Here is a 16,295-nt window from a genome sequence, read left to right as displayed (position 1 = left end):
TCAGCCGTGATCGTGCCGATGATGCAGGTCGGGATAGTGCGGATGCTTGTGACGTAGCGGCGCATGCCGGTGCCAGTGCGAATGCGGCTCGCGGACCGGTCCGTCATGATGGTGCTGGTGATGCTCGTCATGAACATGGCTGTGCTCGTGCTCCAGCGCCTCATGGTCGTGCTCATGCTCATGGCGCTCGGACAGATGCAGCCACAGGCCAACCCCCATCAGCAGACCGGCTATCCCGAGCTTGAGCGTGACGGCATCGCCCAGCATCAGGATCGCCAGCAACGCGCCGATGAAGGGAGCAAGCGAATAGTAGGCTCCCGTGCGTGCCGAACCGAGGTGACGCAGCGCGAGGATGAACATGACGAGGCTGACGCCGATGCCGAAGAAACCGACGGCGGCCGTGGCCATCACCGTGGTCGCGGCGGGAAATGCCGCGCCGGAGGCGAGCGCCAGCCCGACATTAGCGGCGCCCGCCACCAATCCCTTCAGCATTGCGATGGCCACCGGATCGGCCGCCGATATCTTGCGGGTGAAATTATTGTCCAGGCCCCATGCCAGGCAGGCCCCCGCGACAAGCAGCGCGCCTAGATTGAAGGCAATGCCTTGCCCCGCCCATGACAGCAGCACCGCGCCCGCCAGAATGGCGAAAGCACCGAAAAGCAGACGCCGGTCGACATTTTCGCGATAAACGAGCCACGCGATCGCCATTGTCGCCAGGCCTTCCAGATTGAGCAACAGGGCGGAACTGGACGCAGTGTTGAGAGTGAGGCCAAACATCAAGAGCACCGGTCCAACGATGCCGCCCATACCGATTGCCAGCGCCAGCCAAGGAATATCCCCGGCGGCAAGGCGCGCCTCTCCGTCGCCCGCTCCCCCGCCGCGCAAGAGCCGGTAGAGCGCTAGGCCAATGCCGGCGCCGAGATACAACAGACCCGCCAGCATGAACGGGCTGACGTTGTCGAGCAGCAGTTTGGACAGCGGCGGCGTTGCGCCAAACAAGGCGGCCGAGCCGAGCGCAAGCGGCACGCCGGGCCACAGATGCGAATGGGAATGTGCTTCGGGCATGGCTCACCCTATCACGGCGGCGTGCCATGTCATCGACGAGACCACTCGACACGGCATGCGTCGCTGTCCAACCGATGCGTCAGTTCCGATGCATCGCCACCTTGGGCCCGACGCATTTGTTGTCGCGAAACAGCGCCCACTCCTCGCACAGGCGACCGCTGGGCAGGCGGCAAAACCCATATTCGTTGCCGGCCTTGTCCTTCCTAACCACGAAGCGGCCGCCGATCGCACCGCAGTGGACCGATGCCGGATTGGCCATGCCGACCGGTTTTTGTGCGGCGCCGGCGTCGATGGGCATCGACGACATCAAGGCAAGACCGGCGGCCAGTATCGAAAAATTGTTCATGCGATCTCTCCTTGGCCGCATGTCTACCACGGCGAGACGTCCTGTCCCGAGGCAGCTGTCAAATTTGTCGTAACGCGCGCCGGATCACGTGCCGTTGAGGCGGCACCTGATCCGGCTGTCCGCAAAAACCTCATCATCCAAGTGAGGTGATGATCTCGCGATAGGCGAATTCGGGGAAGGCCTTCATCGTCCGCGTCCTGATGTTGCCGGCCGCCGCCAGCATCAGCGAAAAACGCGCCAGCACCGCGTCGTCGGGCGCCTCGACCACCGCCACCATGTCGTACTCGCCCATGGTCAGGTAGAACGCCTTGAACGATCCCCCCATCTCGCCCAGTTGCTTCCTGGCGGCATCGAGCCGCTTCGGGGATTCGCGCACGTTCTTGGCGCCCTGCTCGGTCCAGTTCATCAGCACGATGTAGCTTGTCATGGCACACCTCCCTCCGGGGCCACGGAGCACGGCACTCAGGCCGTGGGTCTGTCGACACGGCCTCGACCGGGGCGGGCTTCCGGGGTTGTCGCCCGAAAAATGCATCCGACGCGAAATTATCCTCCCTAAGGTCGCGGGTCGCAAGAGCGAACACGCCTATGAAAAAGGGCGCTCGTGGCGCCCTTTATCTCCAATGCGATGCAGGTCTCAGCTATCCAGGAAGCTGCGCAGCTTGCGGCTCCGGCTCGGGTGCTTGAGCTTGCGCAGCGCCTTGGCTTCGATCTGGCGGATACGCTCGCGGGTGACCGAGAACTGCTGGCCGACTTCTTCCAGCGTGTGGTCGGTGTTCATGCCGATGCCGAAGCGCATTCTGAGCACGCGCTCCTCACGCGGCGTCAGCGAGGCCAGAACGCGCGTGGTGGTCTCGCGCAGATTGGCCTGGATCGCCGCGTCGATCGGCAGGATCGCCATCTTGTCCTCGATGAAATCGCCCAGATGCGAATCCTCCTCGTCGCCGACCGGCGTTTCGAGCGAGATCGGCTCCTTGGCGATCTTCAAGACCTTGCGCACTTTTTCGAGCGGCATGGCGAGCTTTTCGGCCAGTTCCTCCGGCGTCGGCTCGCGGCCGATCTCGTGCAGCATCTGGCGCGAGGTGCGCACGATCTTGTTGATCGTCTCGATCATGTGCACCGGGATGCGGATAGTGCGGGCCTGGTCGGCGATCGAACGCGTGATCGCTTGCCGGATCCACCATGTCGCGTAGGTCGAGAACTTGTAGCCGCGGCGGTATTCGAATTTGTCGACCGCCTTCATCAGGCCGATATTGCCTTCCTGGATCAGGTCGAGGAACTGCAGGCCGCGATTGGTGTACTTCTTGGCGATCGAGATGACGAGGCGCAGATTGGCCTCGACCATTTCCTTCTTGGCGATCGCGGCTTCGCGCTCGCCCTTCTGCACCTGGTTGACGATTTTCCGGAATTCCAGGATCGAGATCGCCGTTTCGGTGGCCAGGTGCTGGATCTCGGCGCGCAGATCCTTGATCGCATCCTTCTCGTTCTTGGTGAATTCCTTCCAGCCGCGCGAGGTCAGGTTGGCGATCGAGCGCGTCCAGTTCGGATCGAGTTCGGAGCCCTGATATTCCTTCAGGAACTCCTCGCGGCGCACGCCATAGCTTTCGGCGAGGCGCAAAAGCTTGCCCTCGTTCTGCACCAGGCGCTTGTTGATGTCGTAGAGCTGCTCGACCAGCGCCTCGATGCGCGCCGTGTTGAGCGACAGGGACTTCACCGCCTTGATCAGCTGGTCCTTCAGCTCCTTCAGCCGGCGGTCCTGGCTGGGCGACAGCGTGCCGGCGGCGGCCAGCCGGTTCTCGACCTGCTGGTCCTGCAGCTTCCTGAGCTTCTTGTAGGTGTCGGCGATGACGTCGAGCGTCTCCATCACCTGCGGGCGCAGTTCGGCTTCCATCGCCGCCAGCGACAGGCTCGCCTCGTCCTCGTCTTCCTCGTCGTCGTCGCCGATGCCGCGCGTATCGACGCCGACATTGGTGATGTCGTCTTCATCGTCGCGTCCGCGGCGCGGCTTTTCCTCGGCCTTGGGCGCTTCCTCGACACGTTCGACCACCGGCGCCTGCTTGGCTTCGGGGCCGGCATAGGTGGCTTCGAGGTCGATGATCTCGCGCAGCAGGATCTTGGATTCGTTGAGCTCGTCGCGCCAGATGATGATCGCCTGGAAGGTCAGCGGGCTTTCGCAGAGGCCTGCGATCATCGTCTCGCGGCCGGCCTCGATGCGCTTGGCGATCGCGATTTCGCCCTCGCGCGACAGCAGCTCGACCGAGCCCATTTCGCGCAGATACATGCGCACCGGATCGTCGGTGCGGTCGGTCGGCTCTTTCTTGGTGGTGGTGGCGGCGACCGCGGTGCCGGTCTGCTCGGCAAGCTCGTTGGCGTCTTCCTCGGCATCGGCGGCTGTGTCGCCGGCCTCGGCCTCTTCGCCCTGCTCGTCATCCTCGACGACGTTGATGCCCATGTCGGACAGCATCGCCATCGTGTCCTCGATCTGCTCAGAGGTCACTTCCTCGGAAGGCAGTACCGAATTCAGCTCGTCCATGGTGACATAACCGCGCTTCTTGGCGGCCTTGATCATCTTCTTGACAGCATCATCGGAAAGGTCGAGCAAGGGCCCATCGGTGGCGCCTTCGCGTTCGGTCTCGGCCTCTTCCTTTTCTTTTGTCGCCATAGTCTTTATCTTCTCCTAGCGGCCGGCCATGGGGGCCGCGTCAGCTGTCGGACCAGTCAAATCGGATACGCCCGTTTTTCTAAACGCGCTTCACCCGGCCCATGAGCTGCATCCACTCTTTTGTTTGGTGCATGCCGTTGCCCCAAAACCGGGTTCCACTCTTGGGCGGCATACATTAAGTCCAGATTAACCCTGATATCTGTGTCAGGCGGGCCGCCTGTCCAGTGACCAAGTACCTTGCATCGCTTGTTTCCCGTCGACGCGGGTGCGGGTTAACGTTTCGAATCGTCCTGATTCCGCCATTCTGTCCGAAGGTCAAGCGCCTCTGGCATGATTCGCATGAAAAAAGCGAATCAATTACCCGACTTAGCGCGCCTCGCCCCCAGGGGAAGCGTGGCCGCGCCTTCATTTCGCGCTCGCATGCACCTAGGCTCGCCCAGCCCTGCCCGACGAAACGCCAAATCCTTCGATCAGCGCTTCCGTCGCTTGTACATCTTGAAATTGCGCCTGAATTTCGATCAGATGGCGGAAGTTTTCGTCCGAAGGATCCGCTTCGAGGGCCGCTTCCGCCTGTTTCAACTCCTTATGTAAGGTGCGCGCGCTGCGCTGCAAGTGCAACGCCTGGTTCAGAGCGTCGCGGGCATCCTCGAGGGCCGCCGTCTCCAGCGCCGGCCATTGCCGCGCCCGCTTGATCAGGCCGACGGCGCGCTCCCAGATCTCGGCGCAGCCGGCGCGCTCTATCGTCGCCACCACGGCGTGGCGGTCATTGGCCATGTTATGCGCCATCGCGTCGAGGATGGCGGCGTGCAGCCGCGTCAGGTCGGAATTGGCGAGGTCGAGGAACTCGACATGGGCGAAATTCTCGTCGATCAGCGCCGGGTGGTTGACCAATGCCACGATGATCGTCGCCTCGCGCACCGACATCCCCTCGCCGCGCCTGACCAGCGCCGACTGGCCGAGGCTTTCGGTGATCGCCATGCGCCCGCCGCCTGCCTTGGCGAATTGCCCGCCGGGCGCGGGCTTGCCCTGGCCGCGCTGACCGGGCCGGCCGCCATCCTGACGGCCTTGCCGCGCATTGCGCTGGGAGCCGAAGAAGCTCAGCACCCGCTCGCGCATTTCCTGCTGGTAGTGATAGCGGGTGCTTTCGTCGCGGATGCGGCTGCTGAGTTCCCGCAGTGTCTGTCCCAATTCCGCCCGCCGCTCGGGCGTGTCGAAGACGCCGCCCGCCGTCTCGCGCATCCACAACAGGTCGACCAGCGGCCGTGCATCGGCCAGCACGGCGCGGAAGGCCTCCGGCCCCTCGGCCTTGACAAGATCGTCGGGATCCTTGCCTTCCGGCAGCAGCGCGAAGCGCGCCGAGCGTCCGGCCTGCACCGATGGCAGCGCGAGATCGGCGGCCCGCCAGGCCGCCTTCAGCCCGGCCTTGTCGCCGTCGAAGCACAGCATCGGCTCCGGCGCCATGCGCCACAACAGTTCGAGCTGGTTTTCGGTGAGCGCCGTGCCGAGCGGCGCCACGACATTCTCGAAGCCGGCCTGCGCCAGCGCGATCACGTCCATGTAGCCTTCGACCGCGATGACCGTACCGCCCTTGGCCAGAGCCCCCTTTGACAGCGCTTGCCGGGCGCGGGCGAAATTGTAGAGCACGTTACCCTTGTGGAAGAGCTCGGTATCGGGCGAGTTCATGTATTTGGCGAGCGCGTCGGGGGCCAGCGCGCGGCCGCCGAAGGCGATGATCTTGCCGCGCGAATCCGGGATCGGGAACATGATGCGGTCGCGAAACCAGTCATAGGAGACCGGAATGTCGTCGCCATGGCGCACCAGCCCGCAGGCCTCGATATCGGCTTTCGGCACACCCTTGGCCGCCAGATGCTCCTTCAGCGCGTTGCGGCTGTCGGGCGCGAAGCCGAGCCGGAACGACTGCTGTGTCGCCGGCGTCAGCCCACGATCGCGCAGATAGGCGCGGGCCTTGGCGCCCTCGGGCCCTTGCAGGCGCTCCTGGAAAAAGGCGGTCGCCATCTCCATGACTTCGGTCAGGCTGGCGCGTTCCTGCTCGCGCCGCTCTTCCTGTGCGTCGCGAACCGGCATCGGCACGCCGGCCATGTCGGCGATCTTCTCGACCGCCTCGGGAAAACTCAGTCCTTCGAGCTCGGTCAGGAATTTAAAATGGTCGCCCGAGACCGAGCAGCCGAAACAGTGGTAACGGCCCTTCTTGTCCTCGCAGTGGAAGGACGGGCTCTTCTCGCCATGGAACGGACAGCAGGCCCAATAGTCGCCGCGCGACGTATTGGTCTTCTTGCGATCCCACGCAACGCGCTGGCCGATGACCTGCGAAATCGGCACGCGGTCACGTATCTCGTCAAGGAAGGCGGGCGGAAATCGCATCGGGGAACTCGTTTCGTCACCATATAATCATGCCCGCGATTTCAGACGACCGCCAATAGAGGCCATACCCGGTTTCCACAGGGCAAGACGACCCCGCTGCACCGCCGGTCAGTCGCCGTCGTCGACCAAACTCTCGATCGGCAATTCGAGAGCACGGGCAATCCGCAGCCAAAGCGTGACGTCCCCACCGCGCTTTCCGTTCTCGATATCCGAAAGATAGTTCTGGGTCACGCCCACGGAGGCAGCGAGAACGGCCTGGGTCTGCTTGCGGTATCTGCGCCAAAAAGCGAGCGGAGAGACCGCGCCGACAAGTGCTCGTGCTTCATCGGGCGTAAGACCGGGAAGCTGCCCGGCACGAAACCCGCCAAGCGCCTGCGCATGCTCCAGCGATTCACGAAGGGCTTCCAGTTCGCTGCGAGGCAGGAGGGCCAGTTCCTCGCCACCTGGCGTCGTGACATAGGCGACGTTGTTCATCCCGGCATCCTTCAATCATATACCGATCCACGCGGTCCGATCTTGGTCACGATGATCTCTTGATCCGTCTCTTCGAAGATCACGCGATAGAAGGCGACCCTTGCGGGCCGCCTGCTATCGAAAGGCCGGCGACATGCCGGCTATCGTAGATGATTACTGCGCGACAAGCGCGCCGAAGATGACGCCGGAGAGGATGCCGACCAGCACATAGTCATTGCCGACGCGGATCCATTCCTGGCCGCGGCCGGGACGATGCAGGCCATAGCGGCCATAATCGCGGATCGGCTGGTGCTGCCTCCAGCCGGAATATTTCTGGCCGTTGCGCCAGTGGTTCCGCTTCACGATCACCTTCTTCTGGACGAACCGCTTCTGGATGACGCGCTTCTTGACATCCCGGTTGGAGGGCTTCTGCCAGTCGACCTTGGCGTAGTTCGACTGCGGCGCCACTGGCGCGTTCATCGGCGCTGCCTGGCCGGTGAGCGAGGTGGCGGCCAGCATCGAGAAAGCGAGAGCGGAAAGGACAATGCGTTTCATCAGAAGTCTCCTTGGTTGTCGATGCCAGGGGAATAGCGGCCAAGGGATGAACCGAAACTGAACGCCGGCATTACAATTATGTAACGAATTCGGACGGTTAATCCAAAGATTTGAACATCATCGCAAAGACGGGCGCCAAAAGCGTCGCAGGTCCGGCCGAATCCACTGCTTAGGCCCATGCAACCATTTGCGGGCCCGTCCATTTTCCGACACCGGCTGTCGCCTCGCGGCGGCCCTTGAAATCAACAGATTTTTATTAACCGGCTAAAATATTCCGGCTATATTCCAAGGCTGCCATGACCATGATTCGTGCCCTCGTCTTCGCCCCCTGTCGCCATGCTGCCCGAAGCGCGCGCCATGCCCGCGCGCAGGCTCGGCGATGAGCGGCTCGGTCGTCCTTCTGCATCTGGCCGGCGCGGTCGCGCTGATGCTGTTTGCCACCCGCATGGTCAAGACCGGCGTCGAACGCGCCTATGGCGACGTGCTGCGTCATCGTCTGCGCGCCACCATGCGCAATCCGATCATGGCGGTGCTGGCCGGCACCGGCCTTGCGATCGCGCTGCAAAGCTCGACCGCCGTCACCTTGCTGGTCGGCTCCTTCGCCGGTTCCGGCATCGTTTCGGGCGCCGCCGGCCAGTTGGCCGTGCGTGGCGCCGAGATCGGCTCGGCTCTGGTGGTCAAGCTGCTGACCTTCGATCTCACGCTGCTGGTGCCGCTTTGCCTGACATCAGGCACGGTGATGTTCATGGCCACCGAGCGGCGCGACTGGCGCCAGATCGGCCGCATCCTGGTCGGCATCGGCCTCTTGATCCTGTCCCTCGAAATGATCGGCCAGGCGTCCGAGCCGCTGCGCAACAGCCAGTTGCTGCCGGTCATCCTCAATTACTTCTCCACCGATTCCATTACCGCCTACCTGCTGGCGGCAATGATCACCTGGCTGTTCCAGTCGAGCATCGCGGCGGTGCTGTTGATGGCCACGCTGGCCGGCCGCGGTCTGATCAGCCCCGAACTCGGCCTCGTCCTCATCCTTGGGGTCAATCTCGGTTCATCGCTCATCGCGCCGATGCTGACACGCTCGGCCAGCCCCGAAGTCCGCGTCGTGCCGGTCGGCAACCTCCTGATGCGCGGGCTGGGCTCGCTGGTCATGCTGATCCTGTTCATGATCTTCCGGCCGCATGTCGCCTTCCTCGGCCCGACGGCGGCCGATCAGATCGTCAACGCCCATATCCTGTTCAACGTGATCATCCTGCTCGCCGGCCTGCCGCTGGCCGGTTTGGTCTACCGAGCCTCCGAAAGGATCGTGGCACTCGGAGCCAAGCCGGCGTCGGCCGCCACGCTCGACGTCGTCGAACTGTCGGCGCTCAACGAAAGCGCGCTCGATGTGCCGAGCCAGGCTCTGGCCAACGCCACACGCGAGGTGGTGCGGGTCTGCGAGACGGTCGAGATCATGCTCAAGCGTATCATCGAACTCTATGAGGACGCCGACTCGGACAAGATCAAGGCATTGGCGGCGCTCGACGACCGTGTCGACCGCAGGCACGCGGCCATAAAGCTCTACCTCGCCAAGGTCACGAGGAACCCGATGACCGAAGACGAGGCGCTGCGCTGCCAGGAGCTGATCGGCGCCTGCGTCAAGCTCGAGCAGGTCGGCGACATCGTCGTGCGCAACATGCTGGTCCATGTGAAGAAGAAATTCGAACGCGGGCTGGAATTCACCGACGAAGGCTGGAGCGAATTGTGCGCCTTCCACGCCTCAGTGCTGGCCAATGCCCGGCTTGCCTTCAACGTGCTGGTCTCGCGCGATGCCGAAACCGCACGCCAGCTGGTGCTGGAGAAGGACCAGCTGCGCGACCGCGAAAAAGAAACCAGCGCCAGCCATTTCCTGCGGCTGCGCGAAGGCACCGCCAAAAGCGTCGAAACCAGTTCGATCCATCTCGATACCATCCGCGACCTGAAGCAGATCAACTCGCTGCTGGCCTCGATGGCCTATCCCGTGCTGGAAGAGCGCGGCCTGCTCACGGGGTCACGGCTGAAGGCCAGCTAGGCGACAACGATTCGCCGCGGCGGCATCCACCTTGGCAACAAGGGGTAGGCATTCCACCCGTGAACGGCCAAATTAGTCTTTGCTTAACCACCCATCCGTCGGCTAAGAATCCGTTTCCACCGGGAGGAAATCGATGGAAACCCATTCGCGCAGTTTCGCCAAGGCGCTTTCCTGGCGGGTGACCGGCACCATCGATACGATGATCATCTCGCTGGTGGTGACCGGAAGCGTCAAGATTGCGGCCGCCATCGGTGTAACGGAGGTCTTCACCAAGTCGCTGCTTTATTATTTTCACGAGCGGGCATGGCTGAAGGTTCCTTACGGACGTAAGTCCGTGACCTGACGGGACCGGTGCCCAACGGATCTGGTCAAGAAAAGCTAAAGCGACCGTGACAATTTCTGGATTGCCTGCCCGGGCTATCCATGGTTTGAGCCCTGTATTTCGGGGGTTTCTGCTCATGTCGCTGCCGCTCATCGCCCTGTTCATCGCCGCCTTCGCTTTCGGCACCACCGAATTCGTCATCGCCGGCGTGCTGCCGCAGGTGGCGCAAGGGCTTGGCGTTTCGGTTCCCTCCGCCGGCTATCTCGTCTCCGGCTATGCCTGCGGCATCGCCATCGGCGGCCCGCTGCTGGCGCTCGCCACCAAGTCCTTGCCGCGCAAGACCTTGCTGCTCGGCCTCGCCGTCGCCTTCACCCTGGGCCAGGCGGCCTGCGCGCTGGCGCCCGACTTCACCTCGATGCTGTTGCTGCGCATTGCCGTGGCAGTCGCGCATGGCGCCTATTTCGGCGTCGCCATGGTGGTCGCCGTCGGCCTGGTGCGCGAGGATCAGCGTGGCATGGCGGTCGCCGTCATCCTGTCGGGCCTCACCGTCTCCAACGTCATCGGCGTGCCGGCCGGCACCGCCATTGGCAACATCTGGGGCTGGCGCGCGACCTTCTGGGTGATGGGCGCACTGGGCGTTGCGGCAACTCTGGCCATGGCGGCCCTGTTGCCGCGCACGACCGGGTATCAGGCCAAGGCGGCGAGCCTAGCCAGCGAGGTCCGCGTGCTGGCGCGCCAGCAGGTCTGGACCTCGCTGATCCTGATGCTGATGCTGATGCTCGGCCAGTTCTGCCTGTTCACCTACATCACCCCGACGCTGCTGGAGGTGACAGGGCTCGACGAAAACCTGGTGCCCTGGGTGCTGCTGCTCAACGGCGTCGGCGCCACGCTTGGCGTCTTCCTCGGCGGCAAACTGTCGGACTGGAAACTGATGCCGTCGCTGATCACCATGCTCGCCCTGCAGGCGGTGACGCTGGCTGTCATCTATGCCGTCAGCCCCTACCCCGTGCCGATGGTTGTCGCGATCATCGTCTGGGGCGGTCTCAACTTCGCCATCGGCACCCCGATCCAGACCCGCATCCTGTCCTGGACGGCCGACGCCTCCGGCCTCGCCGCCTCGCTCATTCCGTCCGGCTTCAATATCGGCATCGCGCTGGCCGCGTCGCTCGGCGCCGCCATGCTCAATGCCGGCTACGGCTATCGCAGCCTGCCGGCTGTTGGCGCGTTTGCCATGCTGGTCGCCGTCATTGTGGCTGTACTCTCCCATCTTTGGGAACGGCGCAGCGACATCAGCCCGCCGGTACCGGCCGCCGCCGAATAACATGGCAAGGACTGTCGCCGATTTCGGCCTGACCTGCGGCACCTTGCCGACGGGCACGCACAACGCGATCACCGACGTGCCTGGCGTGCGCGTCGGTCACTGCACGCTGCGCGACGGCGACATCAACACCGGCGTGACCGCGATCCTGCCGCATGGCGGAAACCTGTTCCGCACCAAGGTGATGGCGGCAAGCCATGTCATCAACGGCTTCGGCAAGACGGTCGGGCTGACGCAGGTGCAGGAACTCGGCACCATCGAGACGCCCGTTCTCTTGACCAACACGCTCTCGGTCGGCACCTGCGCCACGGCGCTGATCCGTGACGCCATCCGCCAGAACCCCGATATCGGCCGCACCACCGGAACGGTCAATCCGGTGGTCGGTGAATGCAATGACGGTGCGCTGAACGACATCCAGGCCCTGGCGATATCGGAGGAGCATGCCCTTGCCGCGTTGGCGGACGCCCGTGAGGGCGCGGTCGAGCAGGGCAATGTCGGCGCCGGAACGGGAATGAGCTGCTTCGGCTTCAAGGGTGGCATAGGCTCGGCCTCCAGGAAAATTGCGCTTGGCGAGGGACATCATCTTGGCATTCTCGTCCTGTCGAATTTCGGCAGGCCCGGCGACCTCGTCCTGCCTGATGGACGCCGGCCCGACCCCAGGCGGCAGGCCGAGGCCGAACGCGGCTCGATCATGATCGTTCTGGCGACGGACGTGCCGCTCGAACACCGCCAGCTCGAGCGTGTGGCGCGCCGCACTGGGGCCGGCATCGCCAGGCTTGGCTCCTTCTGGGGCAATGGCAGCGGCGACATAGCCATTGCCTTCAGCACCGGCAACCCGGTCGACCACGATGAAACCCGCGATCTGGTGCCGCTGGTCGCGCTCAACGAAGCACGCATCGACATTCTCTTCCGGGCGGCGGCGGAAGCGACGCAGGAGGCGGTGCTGAATTCCATGCTGTCGGCCGAGGCTTTCACCGGCAGGGCTCGACGAAGCGCTCGACGAGCTTGCCGCCGTTGGCCAGGATCACCTTGTGCGAGGCCGGATTGCCCGGTTTGGCGGTGATCTCGACATAGGGTAGGCCCACCGCCCTCGCCTCGTCCAGCATCAGCCGCAACGCTTCGGTGGCGTAGCCGCGCTGCCGCTTCCACGGCACCACTGCGTAGCCGATATGGCCAAGCACGTGCGGCGGCAGTTCCGCCGTGCCCTTCTGCCAGCGAAAGCCGATCGAGCCCGATGCCTCGCCGTCCCAGATCCAGCGGCGGAAGCCCGGCAGGCGCGGCACCTGCGTGCCGTCGGGCAAGGCGATGGGCGGCCCTTTGGCCTCGGGATCATCGAGGTCGGCGAGGAACGCCATGGGATTTTCTTCTATGGCCGCGAGCTGCTCGCGCGTCGCCTCCAGGAGCCGCACATTGTCCGGCGACCAGCCGCGCTCGAGCGCCGCCTTGTAGGACGGCAGATGTTCAAGCGCCGGTTTCACGATCTCGACCATGATCGATGCCTCCTGATAAACGAGGCAGGCATAACCTTCGACAGCAGGGCGCTCAAGCCGGCTGGAAGAGCAATCCGGGCGGATCGAAAATTGGGGACGTTTGCAGGCCTCCGCCCCAAGCCTTGGCCCAGCATGGCAGCTTATGGATGGTTGCGCGTCGGCCTGGTCTCTTCGCGCATACTTGCCGACGCGCTAAACAAGATGTGTTTCGCCTGATGACACCCCGCGTCTTATGATCGTCCTCTGGTGATTCCGCGGGGAATCACAAAGGGCTTCGGCAGGAGAATGGGTACGGTGCGGTTGAGATCTGTCCCGCTGGGTGTCGTCGTCACCCTCAGCCTTCTTGCCATCATCGTTGCCTTGACGGCATCGGCCCGGTCCTTTGCCGCGCCATCGGCCGTTCCGGCCTGGCTGGAGGCCCATGTCGGCAACGGCGATGGCCAGATCTCACAAGTCGTGCTGGAGCGGGCGCGCGCGCTTTACCTGAAGAAGGTGGCGCAGGGCGCCGTCCGGAACCCCTGCTACTTCGCCATGGATGCCACCCGTCCCGGCGATCTGGGCAATGGCGTGCTCGGGCGCCGCTACTATGTCGTATGCGAAGCCAGCCAGTCGTTTCGCGCGATTTCGTCGGGTCACGGCGGCGGCCGGAACCTGAAAGGCACCGTCGATTTTTCGAACGGCAGGCGCTGCGCGAAGAACTTCGGCAATGCCATGGATTCGGAACTGACTGCCGGCGGCGCCTACATGACCAGCGAAGCGAAGACCTCGTTCAAGGGCTTTTATCGCACTGGCGCGAAACAGGACGTGGCTTTCCAGCGCACCTTCATCCAGTTCGACGGCGAAGGCGAAGCCGCCAACGCAAGGCAGCGAGTGATCGGCGGCCACGCGGCACAGGTGCTGCGCGGCATGTGTATGCGCAAGACCCCGAACAGTTCCTATGCCGACCATGACGGCTTCGTGCCGTTCGGCAAACTGGTGGACTATGCCGGCGGCCGCAGCAATGGTTGCACCAGCTGGTCGCCGGCCGATGCCGGGCAACTCATCTCGATGGTAAAGGACAATCCGACGACGCTCTACATCTATCCGGAATCGCGCGATATCGCCTCCGTTGCCAGCGGCCATTCCGCCTCAGGCACCTACTGGAACGCATCGTGCCTGAAGGAAATCGGAAAGCCGAAATTCTGGCCGCGAAAAATGCTCGAGCCTGTCATCGCCCGGTACAAGAAGGATCATCCCGCACCACCTGCGCAGCCGCTGCCGATCTGCAAGGAGCCGTGAGACGTACCCACGGCCCTGCTCCGGCTCAGCGCAGGAAATCGAGCACGGCCTGCACGAACTCGGTGGGGTATTCCACGTTCGACAGGTGGACCGCGGGCAGCACGACAAGCTTCGCGCCGGGCACCGCGGCCGCGATCAGCTCGCTATGGCTCGCCGCCGTCACCGTGTCGTGCTCGCCGGCGATCACCAGTGTCGGCCGGGAGATCAGCGCCACCGTGCGGCGAAGGTCGGCGTCGCGAACCGCCGCGAACAGGCCGGCCAGGCCTTGCCGGTCGATCGCCAGCAGCATAGCGCGGAATTCCTCGATGACGGGTTCGTTGGCCGCCACCATGTCCGCGGGGAACCAGTTGTTGAGGAACACGTCGGCGGTTTCCGACATGTCCGGCGCCTGTCGCACGACGGCAATCCGCTCGTCGAAATAACTTGCCGGCCCGAGATGGGACGAGGTGTTGCTCAGGATCAGCCGGTCGATCCGTTCGGGCGCGTTGATGCCGAGCCACTGCCCGACGAAACCGCCCAGAGACAGGCCGAGGAAATGCACGCGCCCAAGGCCGAGCGCATCGATGAGTTCGATCACGTCGCGGCCAAGCCGGTCGAGTGAATAGGCGCCGACTGGCGTGCTCGACCCGCCATGGCCGCGAAAGTCGTAGCGCAGAACGCGGAAATGCCTGGACAATTCGCCGACCTGCCCATCCCACATATGCAGCGTGGTGGCGATCGAGTTGGACAGCACCAGCACAGGCTTCCCGGCATCGCCGTCGAAGCGATAGGCGATGCGCGTGCCGTCGCCGACAGTCACGAAATTCAGCTCACTCATGATGAAAATCCTCTTGGAACGGTGAATAAGGCAAAGCGTAGCTGTGGCCGGGGTTTGGTGATATTACAAAGATCGGACAATCTCTGTAATCAAAGATGACATGGCCGAATTCACCTTGCACGACCTCCAGTGCTTCGACGCCGTGATCCGCACCGGCGGCTTTCAGCCGGCCGCGGCCATGCTCCACCGCTCGCATCCCGCGGTGTTCGCCGCTGTCGCCAGGCTCGAACGCCAGCTCGACCTCGTCCTGCTGGATCGCAGCGGCTACCGCGTGCGTGCGACCGAAGCGGGCCTGTCGTTCCACCTTCGCGCGCAATCGATGCTGCGCGAACTGGAAGGCCTGCGCGTCCATGCCGCCCAGCTGTCGATGGGCGAGGAAAGCGAAATCCACGTCGTGATCGGCGACATCTGCCCGCGCCCGCAGGTACTGGGCATGCTCGGGCGGTTCTTCGCCCAGTGCCCCGGCACCCGGCTGCATCTCCATTTCGAAGCCGTCGGCGGCCCGTGGGAGCGCCTTTTCGACGACAAGGCCGATCTCATCCTGCACTGGATCGACAAGGGTGATGCGCGGGTGGAATGGATCGACCTCAGCGAGGTGCCGTTCATTCCCGTGGTGGCGCCGGGCTTCCTGCCCGAGCGCATCGAACGACCGATCACACTGGAGAAGATGCAGGCGTTCACCCAATGCGTGATGCGCGACACCGCCCTGCATTCGCCACGACAGGACTATTTCGTGGTCGAGGGCGCGCCGCAATGCCTGGTCCCCGATCAGGCGATGAAGAAGGAGATTATCCTGCAAGCGCTCGGCTGGGGCCACCTGCCCCACTTCCTGATCGCGGAAGAGCTGCGCGGCGGACAGCTACTATCGATTGCCGGCAGTCATCTGCCGGGCCGCACCGATGAATTGGTGGTGGCGCGCCGCCGCGACCGGCCGCACGGGCCGATCTCCAGCCGCCTGTGGGACCATATCCAGCAGGAAGCGCCGGCATTGCGCCGCGCGTTGGAGCCTCGGAAATCGGCCCAATAGCCAAGTCGCGGCTTGGCGTCGAGTGAGTGGCCGTGTTGGAAGCCGCTGACGCGACGGTAAAAGCCCTACTGCAGCAACCCCTTGACGATGCCGCTCGCCTTGCCGAAATCCATTTGGCCGGCATATTTCTGCTTCAGCGCGGCGATCACCTTGCCCATATCCTTCTGGCTGGCCGCACCGGTCGCGGCAATCGCCTCGCGCGCCGCCGCCGTGACTGCCGCATCGTCAAGCTGCGTCGGCAGGAAGCCACGGATGATCTCCATCTCGCCGCGTTCCTGCGCCGCCAGTTCCGGCCGCTTGCCGTCCTCGAATGCCTTGGCCGATTCCTCGCGCTGCTTCACCATCTTGGCCAGGATCTGCAGGATTTCCTCGTCGCTGGCAGGTTCCTTGCCGGCGCCGCGATTGGCGATGTCGCGGTCGTGGATGGCGGCCTGGATCAGCCGCAATGTCGGCAGCCGGTGCTTGTCCTGCGCCTTCATCGCGGTCTTCAGGGATTCGGCGATTTTCGCGCGCATTGCTCTCTCTCCTTCGGTCGGCGC

The 16,295-nt window shown here is 63.9% G+C and carries 16 protein-coding genes; 6 read left to right on the top strand and 10 right to left on the bottom strand.

Going from position 1 to position 16,295, the window contains the following annotated elements; genetic code table 11:
• The 7 genes from FJ960_RS24060 to FJ960_RS24030 all read right to left on the bottom strand — a co-directional run bounded on the left by FJ960_RS24060 (position 1) and on the right by FJ960_RS24030 (position 7,460).
• On the bottom strand, positions 1-1,065 hold the full coding sequence (locus FJ960_RS24060; protein WP_140717254.1) for a DMT family transporter: 1,065 nt from the start codon (positions 1,063-1,065) through the stop codon (positions 1-3).
• A 79-nt stretch (positions 1,066-1,144) separates the two neighbouring features.
• A complete protein-coding gene (locus FJ960_RS24055; protein ID WP_140717252.1) occupies positions 1,145-1,411 on the bottom strand; it encodes a DUF333 domain-containing protein in 267 nt (88 codons plus the stop codon).
• A 133-nt stretch (positions 1,412-1,544) separates the two neighbouring features.
• Positions 1,545-1,838, bottom strand: a complete 294-nt coding sequence (locus FJ960_RS24050; RefSeq protein ID WP_140505142.1) for a GYD domain-containing protein — start codon at positions 1,836-1,838, stop codon at positions 1,545-1,547.
• A gap of 207 nt (positions 1,839-2,045) precedes the next feature.
• Positions 2,046-4,070 carry an RNA polymerase sigma factor RpoD gene (gene rpoD / locus FJ960_RS24045; protein WP_140505140.1) on the bottom strand — a complete coding sequence of 675 codons (2,025 nt, stop codon included), beginning with the start codon at positions 4,068-4,070 and terminating at the stop codon, positions 2,046-2,048.
• Between the two features lie 426 nt (positions 4,071-4,496).
• A complete protein-coding gene (dnaG, locus tag FJ960_RS24040) occupies positions 4,497-6,452 on the bottom strand; it encodes a DNA primase (protein ID WP_140717249.1) in 1,956 nt (651 codons plus the stop codon).
• A 108-nt stretch (positions 6,453-6,560) separates the two neighbouring features.
• Positions 6,561-6,926, bottom strand: coding sequence for a helix-turn-helix transcriptional regulator (locus FJ960_RS24035; RefSeq protein ID WP_140717247.1), 366 nt, complete (start codon positions 6,924-6,926; stop codon positions 6,561-6,563).
• 153 nt (positions 6,927-7,079) lie between these two features.
• Positions 7,080-7,460, bottom strand: a complete 381-nt coding sequence (locus FJ960_RS24030; RefSeq protein ID WP_140717245.1) for an RcnB family protein — start codon at positions 7,458-7,460, stop codon at positions 7,080-7,082.
• A gap of 379 nt (positions 7,461-7,839) precedes the next feature.
• On the opposite strand from FJ960_RS24030, the gene FJ960_RS24025 reads away from it, so the two are divergent.
• The 4 genes from FJ960_RS24025 to FJ960_RS24010 all read left to right on the top strand — a co-directional run bounded on the left by FJ960_RS24025 (position 7,840) and on the right by FJ960_RS24010 (position 12,207).
• The gene (locus FJ960_RS24025; protein WP_140717243.1) at positions 7,840-9,504 is read left to right on the top strand and encodes a Na/Pi cotransporter family protein; all 1,665 of its coding nucleotides are present in this window, start codon (positions 7,840-7,842) and stop codon (positions 9,502-9,504) included.
• A gap of 133 nt (positions 9,505-9,637) precedes the next feature.
• Positions 9,638-9,847 (top strand): DUF2061 domain-containing protein, encoded by a 210-nt coding sequence (locus tag FJ960_RS24020; RefSeq protein ID WP_027145762.1) that lies wholly within the window; start codon positions 9,638-9,640, stop codon positions 9,845-9,847.
• A 115-nt stretch (positions 9,848-9,962) separates the two neighbouring features.
• Positions 9,963-11,147 carry an MFS transporter gene (locus FJ960_RS24015; RefSeq protein WP_140717241.1) on the top strand — a complete coding sequence of 395 codons (1,185 nt, stop codon included), beginning with the start codon at positions 9,963-9,965 and terminating at the stop codon, positions 11,145-11,147.
• Between the two features lies 1 nt (position 11,148).
• Complete coding sequence (locus tag FJ960_RS24010; protein WP_140717239.1) at positions 11,149-12,207, top strand: P1 family peptidase; 1,059 nt, start codon at positions 11,149-11,151, stop codon at positions 12,205-12,207.
• Here the strand turns inward: FJ960_RS24010 and FJ960_RS24005 are convergent.
• Positions 12,116-12,634, bottom strand: coding sequence for a GNAT family N-acetyltransferase (locus FJ960_RS24005; protein ID WP_140717237.1), 519 nt, complete (start codon positions 12,632-12,634; stop codon positions 12,116-12,118). The genes FJ960_RS24010 and FJ960_RS24005 overlap by 92 nt on opposite strands.
• 294 nt (positions 12,635-12,928) lie before the next feature.
• On the opposite strand from FJ960_RS24005, the gene FJ960_RS24000 reads away from it, so the two are divergent.
• Positions 12,929-13,912: a hypothetical protein gene (locus FJ960_RS24000; protein ID WP_140717235.1), complete on the top strand. Its 984-nt coding sequence runs from the start codon at positions 12,929-12,931 to the stop codon at positions 13,910-13,912.
• Positions 13,913-13,937: 25 nt separating this feature from the next.
• Here FJ960_RS24000 and FJ960_RS23995 read toward each other — a convergent pair whose 3' ends face one another.
• A complete protein-coding gene (locus FJ960_RS23995) occupies positions 13,938-14,729 on the bottom strand; it encodes an alpha/beta fold hydrolase (RefSeq protein WP_140717233.1) in 792 nt (263 codons plus the stop codon).
• A gap of 100 nt (positions 14,730-14,829) precedes the next feature.
• Between FJ960_RS23995 and FJ960_RS23990 the strand changes: the two genes are divergently transcribed.
• A complete protein-coding gene (locus tag FJ960_RS23990; RefSeq protein WP_140717231.1) occupies positions 14,830-15,756 on the top strand; it encodes a LysR family transcriptional regulator in 927 nt (308 codons plus the stop codon).
• 65 nt (positions 15,757-15,821) lie between these two features.
• Here the strand turns inward: FJ960_RS23990 and FJ960_RS23985 are convergent, their stop codons facing one another.
• Positions 15,822-16,271, bottom strand: a complete 450-nt coding sequence (locus FJ960_RS23985; protein WP_023781512.1) for a GatB/YqeY domain-containing protein — start codon at positions 16,269-16,271, stop codon at positions 15,822-15,824.
• Between the last annotated feature and the right edge of the window lie 24 nt (positions 16,272-16,295).

The sequence above is a fragment of the Mesorhizobium sp. B2-3-11 genome, assembly GCF_006442215.1.
In the GTDB taxonomy this organism is placed as follows: domain Bacteria; phylum Pseudomonadota; class Alphaproteobacteria; order Rhizobiales; family Rhizobiaceae; genus Mesorhizobium; species Mesorhizobium salmacidum.
The sequence above is the reverse complement of the archived record's forward strand: the minus strand, read 5'-3'. Positions and strand labels throughout refer to the sequence as shown.

Coding starts and splice junctions, on each gene's coding strand:
- FJ960_RS24060 (WP_140717254.1), bottom strand. CDS start 1,065: ATGCCCGAAGCACATTCCCATTCGCATCTGTGGCCCGGCGTGCCGCTT.
- FJ960_RS24055 (WP_140717252.1), bottom strand. CDS start 1,411: ATGAACAATTTTTCGATACTGGCCGCCGGTCTTGCCTTGATGTCGTCG.
- FJ960_RS24050 (WP_140505142.1), bottom strand. CDS start 1,838: ATGACAAGCTACATCGTGCTGATGAACTGGACCGAGCAGGGCGCCAAG.
- rpoD (WP_140505140.1), bottom strand. CDS start 4,070: ATGGCGACAAAAGAAAAGGAAGAGGCCGAGACCGAACGCGAAGGCGCC.
- dnaG (WP_140717249.1), bottom strand. CDS start 6,452: ATGCGATTTCCGCCCGCCTTCCTTGACGAGATACGTGACCGCGTGCCG.
- FJ960_RS24035 (WP_140717247.1), bottom strand. CDS start 6,926: ATGAACAACGTCGCCTATGTCACGACGCCAGGTGGCGAGGAACTGGCC.
- FJ960_RS24030 (WP_140717245.1), bottom strand. CDS start 7,460: ATGAAACGCATTGTCCTTTCCGCTCTCGCTTTCTCGATGCTGGCCGCC.
- FJ960_RS24025 (WP_140717243.1), top strand. CDS start 7,840: ATGAGCGGCTCGGTCGTCCTTCTGCATCTGGCCGGCGCGGTCGCGCTG.
- FJ960_RS24020 (WP_027145762.1), top strand. CDS start 9,638: ATGGAAACCCATTCGCGCAGTTTCGCCAAGGCGCTTTCCTGGCGGGTG.
- FJ960_RS24015 (WP_140717241.1), top strand. CDS start 9,963: ATGTCGCTGCCGCTCATCGCCCTGTTCATCGCCGCCTTCGCTTTCGGC.
- FJ960_RS24010 (WP_140717239.1), top strand. CDS start 11,149: ATGGCAAGGACTGTCGCCGATTTCGGCCTGACCTGCGGCACCTTGCCG.
- FJ960_RS24005 (WP_140717237.1), bottom strand. CDS start 12,634: ATGGTCGAGATCGTGAAACCGGCGCTTGAACATCTGCCGTCCTACAAG.
- FJ960_RS23995 (WP_140717233.1), bottom strand. CDS start 14,729: ATGAGTGAGCTGAATTTCGTGACTGTCGGCGACGGCACGCGCATCGCC.
- FJ960_RS23990 (WP_140717231.1), top strand. CDS start 14,830: ATGGCCGAATTCACCTTGCACGACCTCCAGTGCTTCGACGCCGTGATC.
- FJ960_RS23985 (WP_023781512.1), bottom strand. CDS start 16,271: ATGCGCGCGAAAATCGCCGAATCCCTGAAGACCGCGATGAAGGCGCAG.